General features: G+C 62.1%; 19 protein-coding genes. 10 read left to right on the forward strand and 9 right to left on the reverse strand.

Annotated features, from left to right (window positions below; translation table 11 throughout):
• Positions 1–185 precede the first annotated feature (185 nt).
• Positions 186–443 (forward strand): YjhX family toxin, encoded by a 258-nt coding sequence (locus tag ASD32_RS27280; RefSeq protein ID WP_060641180.1) that lies wholly within the window; start codon positions 186–188, stop codon positions 441–443.
• A 45-nt stretch (positions 444–488) separates the two neighbouring features.
• On the opposite strand, the gene ASD32_RS27285 is transcribed toward ASD32_RS27280, so the two are convergent.
• The 5 genes from ASD32_RS27285 to ASD32_RS27305 form a co-directional block, all read right to left on the reverse strand.
• The gene (locus ASD32_RS27285; RefSeq protein ID WP_060641181.1) at positions 489–998 is read right to left on the reverse strand and encodes a GNAT family N-acetyltransferase; all 510 of its coding nucleotides are present in this window, start codon (positions 996–998) and stop codon (positions 489–491) included.
• A gap of 31 nt (positions 999–1029) precedes the next feature.
• Complete coding sequence (locus ASD32_RS27290) at positions 1030–1548, reverse strand: N-acetyltransferase (protein WP_156383401.1); 519 nt, start codon at positions 1546–1548, stop codon at positions 1030–1032.
• Positions 1542–3023 (reverse strand): Asp-tRNA(Asn)/Glu-tRNA(Gln) amidotransferase subunit GatA, encoded by a 1482-nt coding sequence (gene gatA, locus ASD32_RS27295; RefSeq protein WP_060641183.1) that lies wholly within the window; start codon positions 3021–3023, stop codon positions 1542–1544. Before gatA ends, ASD32_RS27290 begins: the two co-directional genes overlap by 7 nt.
• 46 nt (positions 3024–3069) lie before the next feature.
• Complete coding sequence (gene gatC / locus ASD32_RS27300) at positions 3070–3357, reverse strand: Asp-tRNA(Asn)/Glu-tRNA(Gln) amidotransferase subunit GatC (protein ID WP_060641184.1); 288 nt, start codon at positions 3355–3357, stop codon at positions 3070–3072.
• An 85-nt stretch (positions 3358–3442) separates the two neighbouring features.
• Positions 3443–4147 carry a metal-dependent hydrolase gene (locus ASD32_RS27305; protein WP_060641185.1) on the reverse strand — a complete coding sequence of 235 codons (705 nt, stop codon included), beginning with the start codon at positions 4145–4147 and terminating at the stop codon, positions 3443–3445.
• Positions 4148–4268: 121 nt separating this feature from the next.
• On the opposite strand from ASD32_RS27305, the gene ruvX reads away from it, so the two are divergent.
• Positions 4269–4763, forward strand: coding sequence for a Holliday junction resolvase RuvX (ruvX, locus tag ASD32_RS27310; protein WP_060641186.1), 495 nt, complete (start codon positions 4269–4271; stop codon positions 4761–4763).
• Here the strand turns inward: ruvX and ASD32_RS27315 are convergent.
• Both ASD32_RS27315 and ASD32_RS30190 read right to left on the reverse strand, forming a co-directional pair.
• Positions 4700–5044: a DUF6105 family protein gene (locus tag ASD32_RS27315; RefSeq protein ID WP_060641187.1), complete on the reverse strand. Its 345-nt coding sequence runs from the start codon at positions 5042–5044 to the stop codon at positions 4700–4702. The genes ruvX and ASD32_RS27315 overlap by 64 nt on opposite strands.
• Positions 5041–5184 carry a hypothetical protein gene (locus ASD32_RS30190; protein WP_162252712.1) on the reverse strand — a complete coding sequence of 48 codons (144 nt, stop codon included), beginning with the start codon at positions 5182–5184 and terminating at the stop codon, positions 5041–5043. The genes ASD32_RS27315 and ASD32_RS30190 overlap by 4 nt, the downstream gene beginning before the upstream one ends.
• Before the next feature lie 204 nt (positions 5185–5388).
• Between ASD32_RS30190 and ASD32_RS27320 the strand changes: the two genes are divergently transcribed.
• Entirely contained in the window at positions 5389–6324 is a 936-nt protein-coding gene (locus ASD32_RS27320) for an AEC family transporter (RefSeq protein ID WP_060641188.1), read from the forward strand.
• On the opposite strand, the gene ASD32_RS27325 is transcribed toward ASD32_RS27320, so the two are convergent.
• Positions 6306–7955: an acyl-CoA dehydrogenase family protein gene (locus tag ASD32_RS27325; protein WP_060641189.1), complete on the reverse strand. Its 1650-nt coding sequence runs from the start codon at positions 7953–7955 to the stop codon at positions 6306–6308. The genes ASD32_RS27320 and ASD32_RS27325 overlap by 19 nt on opposite strands.
• A gap of 213 nt (positions 7956–8168) precedes the next feature.
• Between ASD32_RS27325 and ASD32_RS27330 the strand changes: the two genes are divergently transcribed.
• The 4 genes from ASD32_RS27330 (at position 8169) to dprA (ending at position 12326) form a co-directional block, all read left to right on the forward strand.
• On the forward strand, positions 8169–9110 hold the full coding sequence (locus ASD32_RS27330) for an aspartate carbamoyltransferase catalytic subunit (RefSeq protein WP_060641190.1): 942 nt from the start codon (positions 8169–8171) through the stop codon (positions 9108–9110).
• Positions 9107–10390 carry a dihydroorotase gene (locus tag ASD32_RS27335; protein ID WP_060641191.1) on the forward strand — a complete coding sequence of 428 codons (1284 nt, stop codon included), beginning with the start codon at positions 9107–9109 and terminating at the stop codon, positions 10388–10390. Before ASD32_RS27330 ends, ASD32_RS27335 begins: the two co-directional genes overlap by 4 nt.
• A 147-nt stretch (positions 10391–10537) precedes the next feature.
• A complete protein-coding gene (gene plsY, locus ASD32_RS27340; RefSeq protein WP_082546956.1) occupies positions 10538–11167 on the forward strand; it encodes a glycerol-3-phosphate 1-O-acyltransferase PlsY in 630 nt (209 codons plus the stop codon).
• Between the two features lie 7 nt (positions 11168–11174).
• Positions 11175–12326, forward strand: coding sequence for a DNA-processing protein DprA (gene dprA, locus ASD32_RS27345; RefSeq protein WP_060641193.1), 1152 nt, complete (start codon positions 11175–11177; stop codon positions 12324–12326).
• Here dprA and ASD32_RS29280 read toward each other — a convergent pair.
• Positions 12255–12512 carry a hypothetical protein gene (locus ASD32_RS29280; RefSeq protein ID WP_082546957.1) on the reverse strand — a complete coding sequence of 86 codons (258 nt, stop codon included), beginning with the start codon at positions 12510–12512 and terminating at the stop codon, positions 12255–12257. The genes dprA and ASD32_RS29280 overlap by 72 nt on opposite strands.
• Positions 12513–12873: 361 nt before the next feature.
• Between ASD32_RS29280 and topA the strand changes: the two genes are divergently transcribed.
• The 3 genes from topA to ASD32_RS27360 are packed head-to-tail and all read left to right on the forward strand — an operon-like array spanning position 12874 to position 18461.
• Positions 12874–15576 carry a type I DNA topoisomerase gene (topA, locus tag ASD32_RS27350; RefSeq protein WP_060641194.1) on the forward strand — a complete coding sequence of 901 codons (2703 nt, stop codon included), beginning with the start codon at positions 12874–12876 and terminating at the stop codon, positions 15574–15576.
• Between the two features lie 2 nt (positions 15577–15578).
• Positions 15579–17954, forward strand: coding sequence for a ribonuclease R (rnr, locus tag ASD32_RS27355; RefSeq protein ID WP_060641195.1), 2376 nt, complete (start codon positions 15579–15581; stop codon positions 17952–17954).
• Positions 17955–17999: 45 nt separating this feature from the next.
• Complete coding sequence (locus tag ASD32_RS27360; RefSeq protein WP_060641427.1) at positions 18000–18461, forward strand: DUF983 domain-containing protein; 462 nt, start codon at positions 18000–18002, stop codon at positions 18459–18461.
• Positions 18462–18510 lie beyond the last annotated feature (49 nt).

Genomic DNA, 18510 nt, shown 5'->3' on the forward strand with positions numbered 1-18510 from the left:
ATATCCTTGGCTTAAAAAACGCCGTCCTATGGAGTTTTGATGTTCCCGATATCCGAGATTGCCTGAAGGCCCTGCCTGCGAAGATCCTTTGCGGGCACGGGCCGGAAAACGAAGCCCTGGCGTTCGACAGAACGGCAGACCCGTTTTCATGCGTTCGCACGAACGCTTTTCGGATCTCAACATCAATGGACATTTCACGCGAAGAACAGCGTATTCTACATCTCATGGCCCAGGGCGGCCGCATCGAAATCCTGCGCACCGACGGCAAGACCATCGACAGGGTCCGTTGCTTTACCCGCGACGGCTGGGTCTATCCGGGCTTTGGTCTTGATATGTTTCGCAAGCTGAAGCGGAAGAAAGCGATTTCGTCGTCGGGCGGCAAGCCTTACCGAATCACCCAGCGCGGCCTCGTTCTCGTGCGCGCACAACTGAACAACCGCTGAAACAAGACCGGCGCGACGCTTAACGGGCCGCGCCGGTTTCCACTTTCAAAACCATTGCTGGCTATCGTGGACGATCGGCTCTGCCAGCATTTTCTTCATGCCGACCGATTCCACATCCCGGTCGAGCTTGGGTGCATAGGCCGTCGACAGCGAACTGATCGCATAGCCGTGCTTTCGGAAAAACCCGATCGCCTTGTCGTTTTGCGCATGCGTGCGGATGATCGCAGCCTCAAAACCCCTGGCCAGAATCCTCTCTTCCAGATCGGCAAGCAGCGCGGAGCCCAAGCCCTGCCGCTGCATCGAAGGCTCGATCCAAAGGTCTGAGATCGTGCCGTCATCGTCCTCGCGCGCGGCCCAGCCGGCAATCGCGCCGCCATGCTCGATGACACCAACCGAAAACCACTTCGATCTGAGAAAGGAGAGGAAGGACAATTCGGCCACCTGGCGCATGGCCTGCGCATCGGCAACGCCGGAAACGGCCTTTTCCCAGGCATCGAGCCCGATCGCCGCAAGGGCCGGGACTTCATTTTCGCGCGCAAGGCGGATGATGATCATGCAGCGGTTCCCTTCCGCAGCAAGTAGAGCATCACGGCAGCGATTTTTCCAGACGCAGCTTGGCCTGATCCAATCCCAGCGAGGGCGAAAATTCGCTGCCCTGCCAGACCTCGGTAAAGCCCAGCTTCCGGTAGAGCGACAAAGCCGGGCGATTGGAAATATCGGTTTCGATGCTGGCAACGCCCAGGTTCTCAAAGCGCATGCGGGCCAGAAGCTCGCCGATCAGCGCGGAGCCGACGCCCCTGCCCTGCCACGGCGGCGCAATCCAGATGTCGGAAATATAGTCCCAGCCGCGCGACCGGTCGCCGGGATGCTCACGGCTGTCGCGGGCGCCCCAGCCGATCAGCGCGTCAGCCACAACCGCCACGACGACTTCCGCGTCCGGACGGCTGGCAAATGTCAGAAAGCCATTTTCGACACGGGTTTCAACAGCGGGCTCGAACCAGTTCCTGTGAACACGGTTCGACTTCCAGGCCTCAAAGCCGATCAGCGCGACCGCCCCGGCATCCGAGGCAGTCATGTTGCGAAGACGGAAGCCCGTTTCTACCACCACTTCGCCGGCTGGAATTTTCCGGCGGCCTGTTCGATCACATGCGCGGTCTTGAACAGCGTTTCCTCTTCGAACGGCTTGCCGATCAGCTGCAGGCCGAGCGGCAGGCCCTTGTGGTCGAGACCGGCGGGAACGGCGATGCCCGGAAGACCGGCCATGTTGACCGTCACGGTGAAGATGTCGTTGAGGTACATCTTGACCGGATCGGATGCCAGGTCCTCATCGGCGATGCCGAAGGCCGACGATGGTGTGGCGGGCGTCAGGATCGCATCGACACCGGCGTGGAAGGCCAGTTCGAAGTCGCGCTTGATCAAGGTGCGGACCTTCTGCGCCTGCAGGTAATAGGCGTCGTAATAGCCGGCCGACAGGACGTAGGTGCCGATCATGATGCGGCGCTTGACCTCGGTTCCGAAACCGGCCGCGCGGGTCTTTTCATACATGTCGGCAATGTCCTTGCCATCGACGCGCAGGCCATAGCGAACGCCGTCGTAACGGGCAAGGTTGGAGGATGCTTCGGCGGGCGCGACGATGTAATAGGCAGGCAGCGCATACTTCGTATGCGGCAGGCTGATATCGACGATCTCGGCACCGGCATCCTTCAGCCAGGCAATGCCCTGCTGCCACAGGGTTTCGATCTCTTCCGGCATGCCATCGACGCGGTATTCCTTGGGGATACCGATCTTGATGCCCTTCAACGACTGGCCGAGCGAAGCCTCGTAATCCGGCACAGGCAGATCGACGGAGGTCGTATCCTTGGCATCGACGCTGGCCATGGATTTCAACAGGATGGCCGCATCGCGCACGTCGCGGGCGATCGGGCCGGCCTGGTCAAGCGAGGAGGCAAAGGCAACGATGCCCCAGCGCGAGCAGCGGCCATAGGTCGGCTTGATGCCGACCGTACCGGTGAAGGCGGCCGGCCCCCGGATCGAGCCACCGGTATCGGTGGCGGTGGCACCGGCGCAGAGGAAGGCTGCGACGGCTGCGGCCGAACCGCCAGAGGAGCCGCCGGGTACCAGATCGAGGTTCGAGCCCGTAGCACGCCACGGATTGATCACGGGGCCGTAATAGGATGTTTCATTCGACGAGCCCATGGCGAACTCGTCCATGTTCAGCTTGCCGAGCATGACGGCGCCGTCGTTCCACAGGTTCTGGGTGACGGTCGATTCATAGCGCGGCTTGAAGCCGTCGAGAATGTGGCTGCAGGCCTGGGTGTGGATGCCTTCGGTGCCGAACAGGTCCTTGATCCCGAGCGGAATGCCCTCGAGCGCGCCGGCCTTGCCGCTGGCAATGCGGGCGTCGGAGGCCTTGGCCATCTCGCGCGCCTTGTCCGGCGTCGTCACCACATAGGCATTCAGCGCGCCATTGGCTGCGTCGATCGCGCCGATATAGGCCTCCGTCAGTTCGACGGCGGAGATTTCCTTGGCGCTCAGCTTGGTGCGCGCTTCAGCAATGGTCAGGCGGGTCAGGTCGGTCATGGCAGGCTTTCAAAAACGGGGGCGTTCGGGCGGCGGCGGCTGAGGCTTATTCGACAACCTTCGGGACGAGGAAGAAATTGCGATCCTCGTTCGGGGCATTGGCGACGATATCGCCGGCCTTGTTGCCGTCGGTGATTTCATCGACGCGCTTCTTCATGGCCATCGGCGTCACGGATGTCATCGGCTCGACGCCATCGACATTCACCTCGGACAGTTGCTCGACGAAACCGAGGATGCCGTTCAGTTCGCCGGTCATGCGCTGCGCTTCCTCTTCGGTCACGGCAATGCGGGCAAGATGCGCGACGCGCTTCACGGTGGCGAGGTCTACGGACATGGGTGTCTCCGGTCTTCAAGGAACTTTCCCCCGCTATAATAGCCGCAGTGCTGCCACGCAACGGGGGAATGCATGCACAAGCCGCTTAGACGGCAACAATACCGCCGACTGCAGGCGCCTCGACCTTGGCGGAAGCGCCGTCCATGCCGGCGATGAACAGGTCCGGCGTCTGGTCGATGATGCCGAACGAGCCATAATGGCAGGGAAGAACCGTGGCGAACTTGAAGAAGCGCTGGCAGGCAAGGGCTGCCACGGCACCGCCCATGGTGAAGCGGTCACCGATCGGCACGAGGCCGATCTCCGGCTGATGCAGTTCCTGGATCAACGCCATGTCGGAGAAGATATCGGTATCGCCCATATGATAGAGCGTTGGCTCGTCTTCGAAATGCAGGACCAAACCATTGGCATTGCCCAGCGAATGCGACACGCCGTCTTCAGTCAGCTGCGCGGACGAATGCAGCGCATTGACGAAGGTGGTGGAAAAGCCGTTAAGATGTATGGTGCCGCCCGTATTGCCCATTTCGATTGCCTGAACGCCCTTCGAGCCCAGCCATGCGGCAAGATCGGCATTGGCAACCACGGTGGCGCCGGTTTCCTTGGCAAGCGCAATCGTATCGCCGACATGGTCACCGTGCCCGTGGGTGAGCAGAATATGGGTGAGCCCCGAGGCCGCATCCTTGCGCGAGGATTCGTCGAAGGACGGATTGCCGGTGAAGAACGGGTCGATGAGGATTTTCGACTTGGCGGTTTCGAGATGGAACGCGGAATGTCCGAGCCATTTGATCTTCATAAGAATACTCCTTTGTTTCCGGTTGGGGGGGCCGGTCAGAATTTATTGCGGGGATGATTTGGCGGCGGGATAGGGATATGGATCACCCGAGTAATCCTTAAAGACCGAATCGGCAAATCACATGGCTGTTCTCAGCATCGAAGACCTCGCATCCACCCTCCTGCCGAGCCAGGCCATCGCGGGCCTCGACCTTGGCACCAAGACGATCGGCATTTCGGTGTCGGATCTCGGACGGCGGTTTGCCACGCCGCGCGAGGTGATCAAGCGGGTGAAGTTCGGCCTGGATGCGCAGGCGCTGCTGGCCCTGGCTGAGAAGGAGAGAATTGCCGCCTTCATCATCGGCCTGCCGATCAACATGGACGGCTCGGCCGGTCCGCGCGCGCAGGCGACCCGGGCTTTCGTGCACAACATGGCGCAGAAGACCGACCTGCCGTTCATCTACTGGGACGAACGGCTCTCGACGGTTGCGGCCGAGCGGGTGCTGATCGAGATGGATGTTTCGCGCAAGAAGCGGGCCGACCGGATCGATTCGGCCGCCGCATCCTTCATTCTTCAGGGCGCGCTGGACAGATTGGCATCCTTGGCAAAGGGCGCTGCTGCTGCCTCAGACGGCTGAGCCGGCGGAAACCGCCTCTTGTACCAGGCGCGGATTTCCCGGCGCTTGCGGTAGGCGATGATGGCAAACACCAGCAGGCTGTCGAAGGCGATGGCGCGTGCCACCAGCGGCGGAATGGTTTCGGGCGGAATGCCCAGCACATTGCCATAGATGGTGAAGACCAGGTCATGCGTCTGACGCGTCAGCATGAAGAAGCCGAAGCTCATGTCGTAATAGGAAAGGCCATACCAGGCGGTCAAAAGAATGACCGGGCCTGCCCAGAGGATGAAGAACCACTTCATGCCGTCCTCCCCTCCATGAATACGCCGCGCCGCGCCTGCCCGGAAATCCAGTCCAGCGCGAGCAAGCTCACGAGGATGACAGCCGGAACCGCCAGATCGAGCGCAAGGCTCGCAAAAAACATCGTCATGATGATGACCAAGCCAGTTCTCACCGAACGTGCTCCACTCCACAAAGCGTTAAAATCCTGCCGGGGCCACTCTTGCCCGTTCACCCCACTGTTGACCGTTAACCTTGAGGGCGCAACGTAAACCATTTGTTAAGGTTAATTTCCAATCCGTGCGGTTGCCGGGCTGTGGACAAGCGGCTATCGGTGGGCTCGTTCCCGCTGCAGGCCTCCTCCCCCATGACGATCATCTTCGAAAGCATCCTGCCGATCTTCCTGCTGGTTTCGCTGGGCGTCTGGCTGAAGCGCTCATCGCTGGTCGATCTCTCGCTATGGGAAGGACTGGAGCAGCTCGGTTATTACGTGCTTTTCCCCGCCTTGCTCTTTTCGACGCTGGCAACTGCCGATTTCGCAGGCACGAAGACCGACGCGACCGCGCTTGCGACGATCGGCAGCATCACCCTGATGTCGGGCGCGCTGTTGCTGCTGTGGCCATTGCTGCGCACCCGCCACGTCTCTTCCGCCGCGTTTACCTCGATCTTCCAGACGGCAACGCGCTGGAACGGTTTCATGGCGCTGGCGATCGCCCAGAAGCTTTACGGGCCGCTCGGTCTCAGCCTGACGGCGCTGGTAATGACCTTGGTGATCATTCCCATCAATCTCTACAATGTCGGCGTGCTGATCGCTTTCAATGGCGGGCCGAAGGGTTTGCGGTTCTTTGCCTTCAAGATCGCCACCAATCCGCTGATCGTCGCCTCGGTGATCGGTATCGTCCTGAATTTCTTTCAGGTTCCGGTCTACGGCCCGGTCTTGACCGCCGTCGAAATGCTGGCGAGCGCGTCGCTCAGCCTCGGGCTTGTCATGGTCGGGGCCGGACTGAAGGTCTCGGATGCGCTGCGGCCAAGCCTCGTTGCGCTGCTCGCGGTCTCTCTGAAACTGATCGTCATGCCGGTCTTCATGGTCGGCACCGCCTATTTCATGGGGATCCGCGGCGATGCGCTGCTGATCATCGCACTCGGCGCCAGTGTGCCCACAGCGATGAACTGCTATCTGCTTGCCAAGCAGATGGGCGGCGACGCGCCGCTCTATGCGGCCGTCGCCACTGTCCAGACGGTCGTGTCGTTCTTTACCATTCCGCTGGTGCTGACGGTGACCGGCTATATCGCCGCCGGATAGAGCAGATCGACAATATAAGCGGAATCAAAGCGCGAATCGAGCATGCCATAGGTCGAGCGCCAGCCGGCAGCCAGCCGCGATTCGAGGAAGGCATCGGCAATCCGCCCTGCCCCCAGCCGGTAGAGTTCGGCAGCGGCGGCAGCGAGCGCCAGCTGTTCGACCAGCATGCGGGCCGCCCCTTCATCGCGCTCGCAAAGCGACATCGCCGCCCGCAACACATCGACTGTCTTTTTGGCGGAGGGTCCGAGATCGCGGCTGATCACCTGGAACAGCAGTTCGAACAGGTCTTTTCCACGGGTCAAAACCCGCAGCACGTCGAGCGCCATGACGTTGCCGGACCCTTCCCAGATCGCATTCACCGGGGCTTCGCGGTAATGCCGGGCGATCGGGCGTTCCTCGACATAGCCGCTGCCGCCGATGCATTCCATCGCCTCGGCGATCAGCGCCGGCGCAATCTTGCAGCTCCAGTATTTCGCAACCGGGGTCATGATCCGCGCATAGGCCGCATCCTCGGCGCTGTCGCGCGCCCGGTCGAAGGCTTCGGCAAGACGGAACGACAAGGCGCTGGCGGCGGCGACATCAAGCGCCATGTCGGCCAGAACCCGCGTCATCATCGGCTGCGCGACCAAAGCCTTGCCGGACACCTTGCGGCCGCGCACATGATGCACGGCTTCGGCCAGCGACGCCCGCATCATGCCGGCAGAGGCCAGTGCGCAATCGAGGCGCGTCAGCGTCACCATGTCGAGAATGGTGCGGATGCCTGCATCCGGGGAGCCGAGCACGAAGCCGAACGTATCGGAGAATTCGACCTCGGAGGACGCATTGGACCGGTTGCCGAGCTTGTCCTTCAGGCGCTGGAAGCGCAAGCCGTTGGCCGAGCCGTCTTCCAGCAGTCGCGGCACGAGGAAGCAACCCAAACCGTCACGGGTCTGCGCCAGCATCACGAAAGCATCGCTCATCGGTGCCGACATGAACCATTTATGGCCGTTCAGCCGGTAGATGCCCTCGCCCACCCGCTCGGCCGTCGAGGTATTGGCGCGCACGTCCGTGCCGCCCTGCTTTTCCGTCATGCCCATGCCGATGGTGACGGAGGCTTTCTGCATCCAAGGCCGGTTGGACGAATCATATTTGCGCGACAGGATTTTGGGCGCCCATTCCTTCTGCACGGCCGGCGACGCCGAGATCGCCGCCACCGAGGCGCTGGTCATCGTCAGCGGGCAGAGATGGCCGCATTCAAGCTGCGCCGTCAGATAGAAGCGCAGCGCGCGTGCCTTGTGCGAACGGCCACGCTCGTCGGCAATGTTTTCCCAGGCCGAGGCGTGCAGGCCCGATGTCACCGAGCGGCGCATCAGCGCGTGCCAGGCGGGATGGAACTCGACCATGTCGAGCCGCTCGCCGCGCGGCCCATGGGTGCGCAGCTTGGGCAGGCCTTCATTGGCCATGCGCGCCAGATCCTGCGCCTCGGGCGAGGTCACATAACGCCCGATGGTCTCGAAATCATCGCGCAGCGGACGCGGCATCGACGCTGCAATATCGACCAGCAAAGGGTCGGAGCGGAAGGCGTTGATCCCTGACCAGGGTTTCGGCTGGTTCAGATCGGCGAGTTTCTGTTCGGTGCGGTTCAGAGTCATGCCGCGTTTCTAACCCAAGTCCCGATCCTTAGGAACAGGAGGGGCACGCGATAAATGCCGCTGCCCGCAACAATTTGCTGATGGTACCCGATGGGCAGAAAGCGGGGGTCATAAAAGCGTGGGGATGGGGCCGGTTTGCGCGGCCTTCGCCTTGCCGGGCCGCGCTGCAGTCATTATAGACCCACGCAACTTCACCAAATGAGGCGGCTCCCCATGGATTTCTTTCCGCATCGCCACCTGCTCGGCATCAAGGGCCTGAACGAACAGGACATCACGCTCCTGCTCGACCGGGCCGATGAAGCCGTCAAGATTTCCCGCCAGAGAGAAAAGAAGACCTCGACGCTGCGCGGCCTGACGCAGATCAACCTGTTCTTCGAAGCCTCGACCCGGACGCAATCTTCCTTCGAACTCGCCGGCAAGCGGCTTGGTGCCGATGTGATGAACATGTCGGTCAGCAATTCCTCCGTGAAGAAGGGCGAAACGCTGATCGACACGGCGATGACGCTGAACGCGATGCACCCGGATGTGCTGGTCGTTCGCCACTCGTCCGCCGGTGCCGCAGCGCTCCTTGCTCAGAAAGTGTCCTGCTCCGTCGTCAATGCCGGCGACGGTCAGCACGAACACCCGACACAGGCGCTGCTCGATGCGCTCACCATCCGCCGCGCCAAGGGCAAGCTGTCGCGCATCATCGTCGCGATCTGCGGCGACGTTCTGCATTCGCGTGTCGCCCGCTCCAATATCCTGCTCCTCAACCAGATGGGCGCCCGCGTCCGGGTGGTCGCGCCGGCAACGCTTCTCCCCTCCGGCATCGCCGATATGGGTGCCGAGGTCTATCACTCGATGGAGGAAGGCCTGAAAGACGCCGACGTGGTGATGATGCTGCGCCTGCAGCGCGAGCGCATGGCCGGGTCCTTCGTGCCCTCGGTGCGCGAATATTTCCGCTATTACGGGCTGGATGCCGAAAAACTGAAAGCGGCCAAGGACGACGCGCTCGTCATGCATCCTGGTCCGATGAACCGGGGCGTCGAGATTGCCTCTGAGATCGCCGACGGTCCGCAGAGCGTGATTGAGCAGCAGGTCGAAATGGGGGTTGCCGTGCGCATGGCGGTGATGGAAACGCTTCTTCTTTCCCAGAATCAGGGGCTGCGCACATGAGCAACCTCGTCCTGAAGAACCTGCGCATCATCGACCCCTCGCGCAATCTCGATGAAACCGGCGACATCATGGTCGAAAACGGCCGGATCGTTGCTGCCGGACAGTCTGCCGGGACCCAGGTTCCGGAAGGCGCCGAGGTCAAGGATTGCACCGGCCTGATTGCCGTGCCCGGCCTGGTCGATGCCCGCGTCTTCGTCGGCGAGCCCGGCGGCGAATACCGCGAAACCATCGAATCCGCATCACGCGCGGCCGCCGCCGGCGGCGTCACCTCGATCATCACCATGCCGGATACCGACCCGGTCATCGACGATATCGCGCTGGTGCAGTTCGTGCAGAAGACGGCGCGCGACAAGGCGCTGATCAACGTGTATCCGGCAGCCGCGCTGACCAAGCATCTCGATGGCGAGGAAATGACCGAGTTCGGCCTGTTGCGCGAGGCAGGCGCGGTCTGCTTCACCAATGGCCGCCGCCCAGTGCACGACACGCTCGTCCTTCGCCGCGCCATGACCTATGCGCGCGAATTCGGGGCTGTGATCTCGCTGGAAACCCGTGACAAATATCTGGGTGCCGAAGGCGTCATGAACGAGGGGCTGCTCGCCAGCTGGCTCGGCCTTTCCGGCGTTCCGCGCGAGGCCGAGATTATCCCGCTCGAGCGCGACCTGCGCATCGCCGGGCTGACCAAGGGTGCCTATCACGCCGCAAAGATCTCCCTGCCCGAATCGGCCGAGGCCATTGCGACGGCCCGCAAGCGCGGCGCCAACGTCACCTGCGGTATCTCGATCAACCATCTGACGCTGAACGAAAACGATATCGGCGAATACCGCACCTTCTTCAAGCTGTCGCCACCGCTGCGCGGCGAGGACGATCGTGTGGCGATGGTGGAAGCTCTGGCCAACGGCACCATCGATATCATCGTCTCCTCGCACGATCCGCAGGACGTCGATACCAAGCGCCTGCCCTTTGCCGATGCCGCCGATGGCGCGATCGGGCTGGAGACCATGCTGGCAGCGGCTTTGCGCCTCTATCACAGCGGCAACGTTCCTTTGATGCGCCTGATCGATGCCATGTCGACGCGGCCGGCGCAGATTTTCGGGCTGGATGCCGGCACGCTGAAGCCCGGCGCCAAGGCCGACATCACCCTGATCGATCTGGAAGAGCCCTGGCTGTTCGGCAAGGATGCGATCGTGTCGCGCTCAAAAAACACACCTTTCGAAAATGCCCGCTTTACCGGCCGGGCCGTTCAAACCTATGTTGCGGGAAAACTGGTTCATTCACTCTGATTGAGCGACGCGCTGCCCCTCATCCGCCCTCTCGGGCACCGTCTCCCCGCAAGCAGGGAGACGGGATGTGCGGCAACCTCTGTCGTCCCCTCGCCCCGTTTACGGGGAGAGGGCCAGGGTGAGGGGCAAACGTCCACTGGGGACGAAATGGGGAGGCGATCGGTGGCTGACATATTTTCCTGGCAACTCGGGCTGGCGCTAACAGCCGGGGCTGTAATCTTCGGCTATCTGCTCGGCTCGATCCCCTTCGGCCTCATCCTCACCCGCATGGCCGGGCTCGGCGATGTCCGCAAGATCGGTTCCGGCAATATCGGCGCGACCAATGTGCTGCGCACCGGCAACAAGAAACTTGCCGCAGCCACGCTGCTGCTGGATGCCCTGAAGGGAACTGCCGCTGCGGCCATTGCCTCACGCTGGGGGATCGAGGCGGGGATTGCCGCCGGTTTCGCTGCCTTCATCGGTCATCTCTATCCCGTCTGGCTGGGTTTCAAGGGTGGCAAGGGCATTGCGACCTATATCGGCGTGCTGCTTGGTCTGGCGCCAGTCATGGTTCTTTTGTTTGCGGCCATCTGGCTGGCGATGGCGAAAATCACCCGTTACTCTTCGTTGTCTGCGCTGGTTGCAACATTGATCGTTCCGGTTGTATTGTTGGCAACGGGCTATGGAAAGATCGGTTTGCTGTTCGTGGTGATGAGCGTCATCACCTGGATCAAGCACCGGGCGAATATCCAGCGGCTTCTGGCGGGGACCGAAAGCCGGATCGGGCAAAAGGGATAGGACAAGAATGTCGGATGGCAGCGCAGGACGAAACGGAATTGCGCTGACGGAACGACAAAGAATTGCCTGGTTGAGGCTGATCCGCAGCGACAATGTCGGTCCTGCCACCTTTCGCGATCTCATCAACCATTTCGGCTCTGCGGAAACCGCGCTCGAAATGCTGCCCGAACTGTCGCGCCGCGGCGGTTCCACCCGCGCCATCCGGGTGGCTTCCATTGCCGAGGCGGAAAAGGAGCTCTCTGCGGCCCATCGCTTCGGCGCCCGCTTCATCGGCATCGGCGAACCGGATTATCCTCCGGCGCTGCGCCAGATCGACGGTGCTCCGCCGCTTCTGGCCGTGAAAGGCAACGCAGCCACCGGCACCCTCCCTTCGCTTGGCATTGTCGGCTCGCGCAATGCCTCGATCAGCGGCACGAAATTTGCGGCGATGATTGCGCGCGATGTCGGGCGCGCCGGATATTCGATCATATCGGGGCTTGCGCGCGGCATCGATACGGCAGCACACCGGGCGAGCCTGGAAACGGGAACGATCGCAGCCCTGGCCGGTGGTCTGGATCAGCCCTACCCGCCCGAAAATATCGGCCTTCTCGACGAGATCACGCGTGGGAATGGCCTCGCCATCAGCGAAATGCCATTCGGCTGGGAACCGCGCGCCCGTGATTTCCCGCGTCGCAACCGGCTGATTGCCGGTGTCAGCCTCGGGCTTGCCGTGGTCGAGGCGGCAGCCCGCTCTGGATCGCTGATCACCGCGCGCTATGCCGCCGACTTCGGACGGCTGGTCTTTGCCGTGCCGGGATCGCCGCTCGATCCCCGGTGCCAGGGCACCAACGGTCTGTTGAAGGATGGCGCGACCGTGACGACGGAGGCGCAGGATATCCTGCAGGCGCTCGCCCCTCTCAGCCGCATCGACCTCTTCACGCCGCCGCAGGCGGAGGAACCGGGCGAGCATGATGGCGGGCCGATGGCACCGCCGCCGGATGCCAACGATCGCATGCGGATCACCAATGCGCTCGGGCCAACGCCGGTCGAGATCGACGACATCATCCGCCATACGGGGCTTGCGGCGTCCGCCGTCTATCTTGTCCTTCTAGAACTGGATCTTGCCGGACGGCTTCACCGGCATCCCGGCGGCCTTGTTTCTCTCAGCATTGGAGATTGACAATGGGCGCTTGCCTGACAGGATGTCGCCAGCCTCGACATAGGCCATTTCGATCAGGTAGCACAGCATATCCGCACTCTCGCTAGCGGCGACACCACGCAACTCTCCAAGCATGTGCCGGATATAGGCGATCTTTTCACGGGCCTGCGCTTCTGTCTTGGCGGTCCCGGTTGAACTTGGAATCATCTATTCTCCTTGTGGTGCATTCAGAACCCGCCTTTTGACATGCAAGCATTGGCCGAGCGGAACACCATGCAACACCCTCCCCGTTGTGTTGGCCGCCACCTTCGGATAAGGCCCCACAAGCATCGCTTTCTGCCGATGCCCCGAGAGATGCAAACTACACGTCAATGACTCTATAGCATTTATCTTTAATTGCAATATGCGTGCAATCGCTCATAGGTTGCATCTCGTTGTGACCGCTTATTTTGGGTGCAGCACTTGACCGCAGACGAATCCCTGTCCATGTCGGGGCATCGATATTTCCCATTGTGCCGCCTCTTTCCGGCCTGGCACAGCTTTGAACGGTTGCTTTGAGAATATGACCATGAATGTCGTCGTCGTGGAATCGCCTTCAAAGGCGAAGACCATCAACAAGTATCTGGGGCCCGGCTACAAGGTGCTCGCATCCTTCGGTCACGTCCGTGATTTGCCGGCCAAGGATGGCTCGGTGCTGCCGGATGACGACTTCGCCATGCTGTGGGAAGTGGATACCAAATCCGCCAAACACATGAAGGATATTGCCGACGCCCTGAAATCCGCCGACCGCCTCATTCTGGCAACCGACCCGGATCGCGAGGGAGAAGCAATTTCCTGGCACGTGCTGGATCTCTTGCGCAAGAAGAAGCTGATCGGCGACAAGCCGGTGAGCCGCGTCGTCTTCAACGCCATCACCAAGAAGGCCGTGCTCGATGCGATGGCCAATCCGCGTGATATCGATATCCCGCTGGTGGATGCCTATCTGGCACGCCGGGCGCTCGATTATCTCGTCGGCTTCAACCTGTCGCCGGTCCTGTGGCGCAAGTTGCCCGGCGCCCGCTCGGCCGGCCGCGTGCAATCGGTGACGCTGCGTCTCGTCTGCGACCGGGAAGCCGAAATCGAACGGTTCATCTCGGAAGAATACTGGAACCTTTCGGCGCTCCTGAAGACGCCGCGTGGCGACGAGTTCGAGGCCCGGCTGGTTTCGGCCGGCGGCAGCCGCCTGCCGCCGCGCGGCGTGACCAATGGCGAGGACGCCGGCAAGCTGAAGACTTTGCTGGACGGCGCTGCCTATACGGTGGAAAGCATCGAAGCCAAGCCGGTCAAACGCAATCCGTCGCCGCCGTTCACCACTTCGACTCTGCAACAGGCTGCCTCCTCCAAGCTCGGCTTCTCCGCATCGCGCACAATGCAGGTCGCCCAGAGGCTTTACGAAGGTATCGATATCGGCGGCGAGACGGTTGGTCTCATCACCTATATGCGTACCGACGGCGTGCAGATGGCGGCAGAAGCGATCGAGGCGGCGCGCAGCGCCATCGGCGATCAGTTCGGCAGCCGCTACGTGCCGGACAAGGCGCGTCTCTATTCGACCAAGGCCAAGAACGCCCAGGAAGCGCACGAGGCGATCCGCCCGACCGACTTCACCCGCATTCCCGACCATGTGCGCAAGTTTCTCGATGCCGACCAGCTGCGTCTCTACGACCTGATCTGGAAGCGCGGCATTGCCAGCCAGATGGCGTCGGCTGAAATCGAGCGGACCACCGCCGAGATCACCGCCGACAACAAGGGCGAGAAAGCTGGCCTGCGCGCCGTCGGCTCGGTCATCCGGTTCGACGGTTTCATCGCCGCCTATACCGACCAGAAGGAAGATGGCGAGCAAAGCGACGACGGCGACGAGGATGGCCGCCTGCCGCAGATCAATGCCCGCGAAAACCTCGCCAAGCAGAAGATCAACTCGACCCAGCACTTCACCGAGCCGCCGCCGCGCTATTCGGAAGCATCGCTGATCAAGAAGATGGAAGAGCTCGGCATCGGCCGCCCGTCCACTTATGCGGCGACGGTAACGACGCTGCTCGACCGCGAATATATCACCAACGACAAGCGCAAGCTGGTGCCCGAGGCCAAGGGCCGGTTGGTCACGGCGTTTCTTGAAAGCTTTTTCGCGCGTTATGTCGAATATGATTTCACGGCGTCGCTGGAAGAAAAGCTCGACCAGATTTCCGCTGGCGAACTGAACTGGAAAGACGTTCTTCGCGATTTCTGGAGGGACTTCTTCGCCCAGATCGAAGACACCAAGGAACTGCGCGTCACCAACGTGCTCGACGCGCTGAACGAGGAACTGGCCCCGCTGGTCTTCCCCAAGCGCGAGGACGGCAGCGATCCGCGCATCTGCCAGGTCTGCGGCACTGGCAAGCTGTCGCTGAAGCTCGGCAAATACGGCGCCTTCGTCGGCTGCTCGAACTATCCGGAATGCAACTTCACCCGCCAGCTTTCATCCGACAGCAATGGCGGCGACGAGGCATCGGTCTCCAGCGAGCCGCTGGCTCTGGGCAAGGACCCGCATACAAGCGAGGAAATCACCCTGCGCTCCGGCCGTTTCGGACCCTATGTCCAGCGCGGCGACGGCAAGGAAGCCAAGCGCTCGAGCCTGCCCAAGGGCTGGACACCGGCGAGCATCGATCACGAAAAGGCACTGGCGCTTCTGTCGCTGCCGCGCGATATCGGCGCGCATCCCGAAAGTGGCAAGATGATCTCGTCGGGCCTTGGCCGCTACGGGCCGTTCATCCTGCATGACGGCAAATATGCCAATGTCGAGAGCATCGAGGATGTGTTTTCCATCGGGCTTAACCGTGCGGTCTCGGTTCTTGCCGACAAGCAGGCCAAGGGTCCCGGCGGACGCGGCGCCTCTGCCGCTCCGCTGAAGGAAGTCGGCGATCATCCCGATGGCGGACCGATTACGGTCAAGGACGGCAAATACGGTCCCTACGTCAATTGGGGCAAGGTCAATGCGACCCTGCCGAAGGGCAAGGATCCGGTCTCGGTGACGATGGAAGACGCGTTGCTCCTGATCGCAGAACGCATCGCCAAGGGCGGCATCAAGCCGGCCAAGAGCAAGGCAACCAAGGCCGCTAAGTCAAAGGCTGCCGCCAAGACCGGTGCGGCCACGGCAAAGTCTGCCAAGCCGAAGACGGCTGCGGCCAAACCGAAAGCCGCAGCAAAGCCAAAGGCAGCGGCAAAGCCGAAGACGGCTGCAAAAGCGAAGAAAGACTGACCGTGACCAAAGACCCGCGCGATCGTACCGAACGGCCCGGAAAACCCGCAGTCCGGATCGGACGCGCGGGCAAGAAGGTCATCATGCCCGCAGACGGCACCGTGATCATTCACGGTGCCGTGCCGCCGCGCGACGTGCTGATGCGCTTCATCTCGGAAAACCCGGACAAGGCCTCCAAACGCGAGATCTACAAGGCTTTCGGTTTGAAGGGGGACACCCGCATCGAGCTGAAAGCGCTGTTGCGCGAGATGGAACAGGATGGGCTTCTGGAAAAGAAGCGCAATTCGCTGGTGCGTCCGGGCGCCCTGCCCCCCGTCACCGTTCTCGACATCACCACCCGCGACAAGGATGGCGAACTGATCGGCCGTCCCGCCGAATGGCCGGAGGATGCCGGCGTGGCACCGGCCGTTTCCATCCGCCAGTCGAGCATCGGCCAGTCCAAGGGCAAGATGCCCGTTGGCGGCATCGGCGACCGGGTGCTCGCCAAAATTTTCCCCGCAAAGGATCGCGGCGGCCCGGCCTATACGGCGCGGATCATCAAGGTGCTCGACCGCAAGCGCAATAACAACGCAGCTTTGGGCGTCTTCCGGGAAATGCCGGGCGGCGGCGGCCGGATCATGCCGATCGAGAAACGCGGCGAAGAAATGCAGGTCGAGGCCGAGCATCAGGGACCCGCCAAGGACGGCGATCTGGTCGAGGTGGAAATCGTGCGGTCCGGCCGCTTCGGTCTGCCGCGCGCCGCCGTCAAGACCGTGATCGGTTCGGTCGCCACCGAAAAGGCGATCTCGATGATCGCCATCCATGCGCATGGCATTCCCTATATCTTTCCAGAGGGCGTCATCAAGGAAGCCGATGCCGCCGGTCCCGCCACCATGTCGCATCGCGAGGACTGGCGTGCGCTGCCACTGATCACCATCGATCCCGCCGACGCCAAGGATCATGACGACGCTGTTCATGCCGAGCCCGATCCGTCTCCCGACAATGAAGGCGGCGTCATCGTCACCGTGGCGATCGCCGATGTCTCCTGGTATGTGCGGCCGAAATCGGCGCTGGATCATGAGGCGGCCAAGCGCGGCAATTCCGTCTATTTCCCCGACCGCGTCGTGCCCATGCTGCCGGAGCGGATTTCCAACGAGCTGTGCTCGCTGAAAGAGGGTGTGGACCGGCCGGCTCTGGCCGTGCGCATGCGCTTTTCCAAGGAAGGCCGCAAGGCCGGCCACACCTTCCATCGCATCATGATGAAGAGTGCCGCCAAGCTCTCCTACAATCAGGCGCAGGCGGCGATCGACGGCAATCCGGATGATCAGACCGGACCGCTGCTCGAACCGATCCTGAAGCCGCTATGGGACGCCTATGCGATCCTGACGCGCGGCCGCGACCGGCGCCAGCCGCTCGAACTCAACATGCCCGAACGCAAGATCGTGCTGAAATCCGACGGCACCGTTGACCGCGTCTTCGTGCCGGACCGCCTCGACGCCCACAAGCTGATCGAGGAAATGATGATCCAGGCCAATGTGGCGGCCGCCGAGACGCTGGAGATCAAGCGCCAGCCGCTGGTCTACCGCGTCCATGATGCGCCGTCGCTGGCCAAGCAGGAGACGCTGCGCGAGTTTCTGGCGACGCTCGACCTGTCGCTCGTCAAGGGTGGCAATCTCCGGTCCAACCATTTCAACGGCATCCTGTCGCAGGCGGTGGACAAGCCCTACGAGACGATGGTCAACGAGATGGTGCTGCGGTCGCAGAGCCAGGCGATCTACAGCCCGGAAAATATCGGCCATTTCGGCCTGAACCTGATGAAATACGCCCATTTCACCTCGCCAATCCGCCGTTATGCCGACCTGATCGTGCATCGCGCGCTGGTGGGCACTCTGGGCTTGGGCGAAGGCGGCATCACGCCGGCCGAGGAAGCCACGCTCAACGATATCGCCGCCGAGATTTCCACCTTCGAGCGCCGGGCGATGGCGGCCGAACGCGATACGGTCGACCGGCTGATTGCCCATCACCTCAGCGGCCGCGTCAACGAGGAATTCGATGGACGCATATCCGGTGTGACCAAGGCGGGACTATTTGTCACCCTTCCGGCCTATGGCGCCGACGGGTTCGTGCCTATATCTACGCTGGGACGCGATTATTTCATCTATGACGAGGCCCATCAGGCCCTTTCCGGCGAAAAAACCGGACTTGGCTATCGTCTTGGCGATCAGATCCGCGTCAAACTGGTGGAAGCCGTGCCGCTTGCCGGCGCGCTCCGCTTCGAGATGATCAGCGAAGGACGCAAGATGCCGACGGCAACGCGCTCCTTCCACAAGTCCGGCCGCCGGGATCGCAGCGGCGCTCGCAAGATGCCGGGGACGCGACCACCGCGCGGCAAGCGATAGAGGATGTGAGGCTCGGCCTTGCGTCCACAGATTGAGGATATGGACATGCAGGCAACTGGCAGCACTCCGGACACCGTCCGCTTCGAGCAGACAGGCGAAAGCGAACGTCCGGTCGGACGGTCGATCAAGCGCGGACTCCTGAACAAATGCCCGGCCTGCGGCAGCGGCAAGCTGTTCGGCCGTTTCCTCAAGACGGTGCCTGCCTGCTCGGCCTGCGGCCAGCAGTTGGACCAGCATCGCGCCGACGACTTTCCGCCCTATATCGTCGTCACCATCATGGGCCATATCGTTCTCGGCGGCTTCATGGCCACCGAAATGATCCTGCCTCTGTCGAACTGGGGGCACCTGGCGATCTGGGTGCCGATCACCGTGATCGGCTCGCTCGCGTTGATGCAGCCGGTCAAGGGCGCCGTCGTCGGCCTGCAATGGGCCTTGAAGATGCATGGCTTTGGCGATCACGACGACGAGCCGGCTGACGTTCTGCCGGCACCGGACCGGGCTGCGTGACGACCAGCGGCGACGGTTCTGCCGGCGGCACGCCGTTAGACATTGTCAA

The sequence above is a fragment of the Rhizobium sp. Root483D2 genome, from assembly GCF_001426685.1.
Lineage (GTDB): Bacteria > Pseudomonadota > Alphaproteobacteria > Rhizobiales > Rhizobiaceae > Pararhizobium > Pararhizobium qamdonense.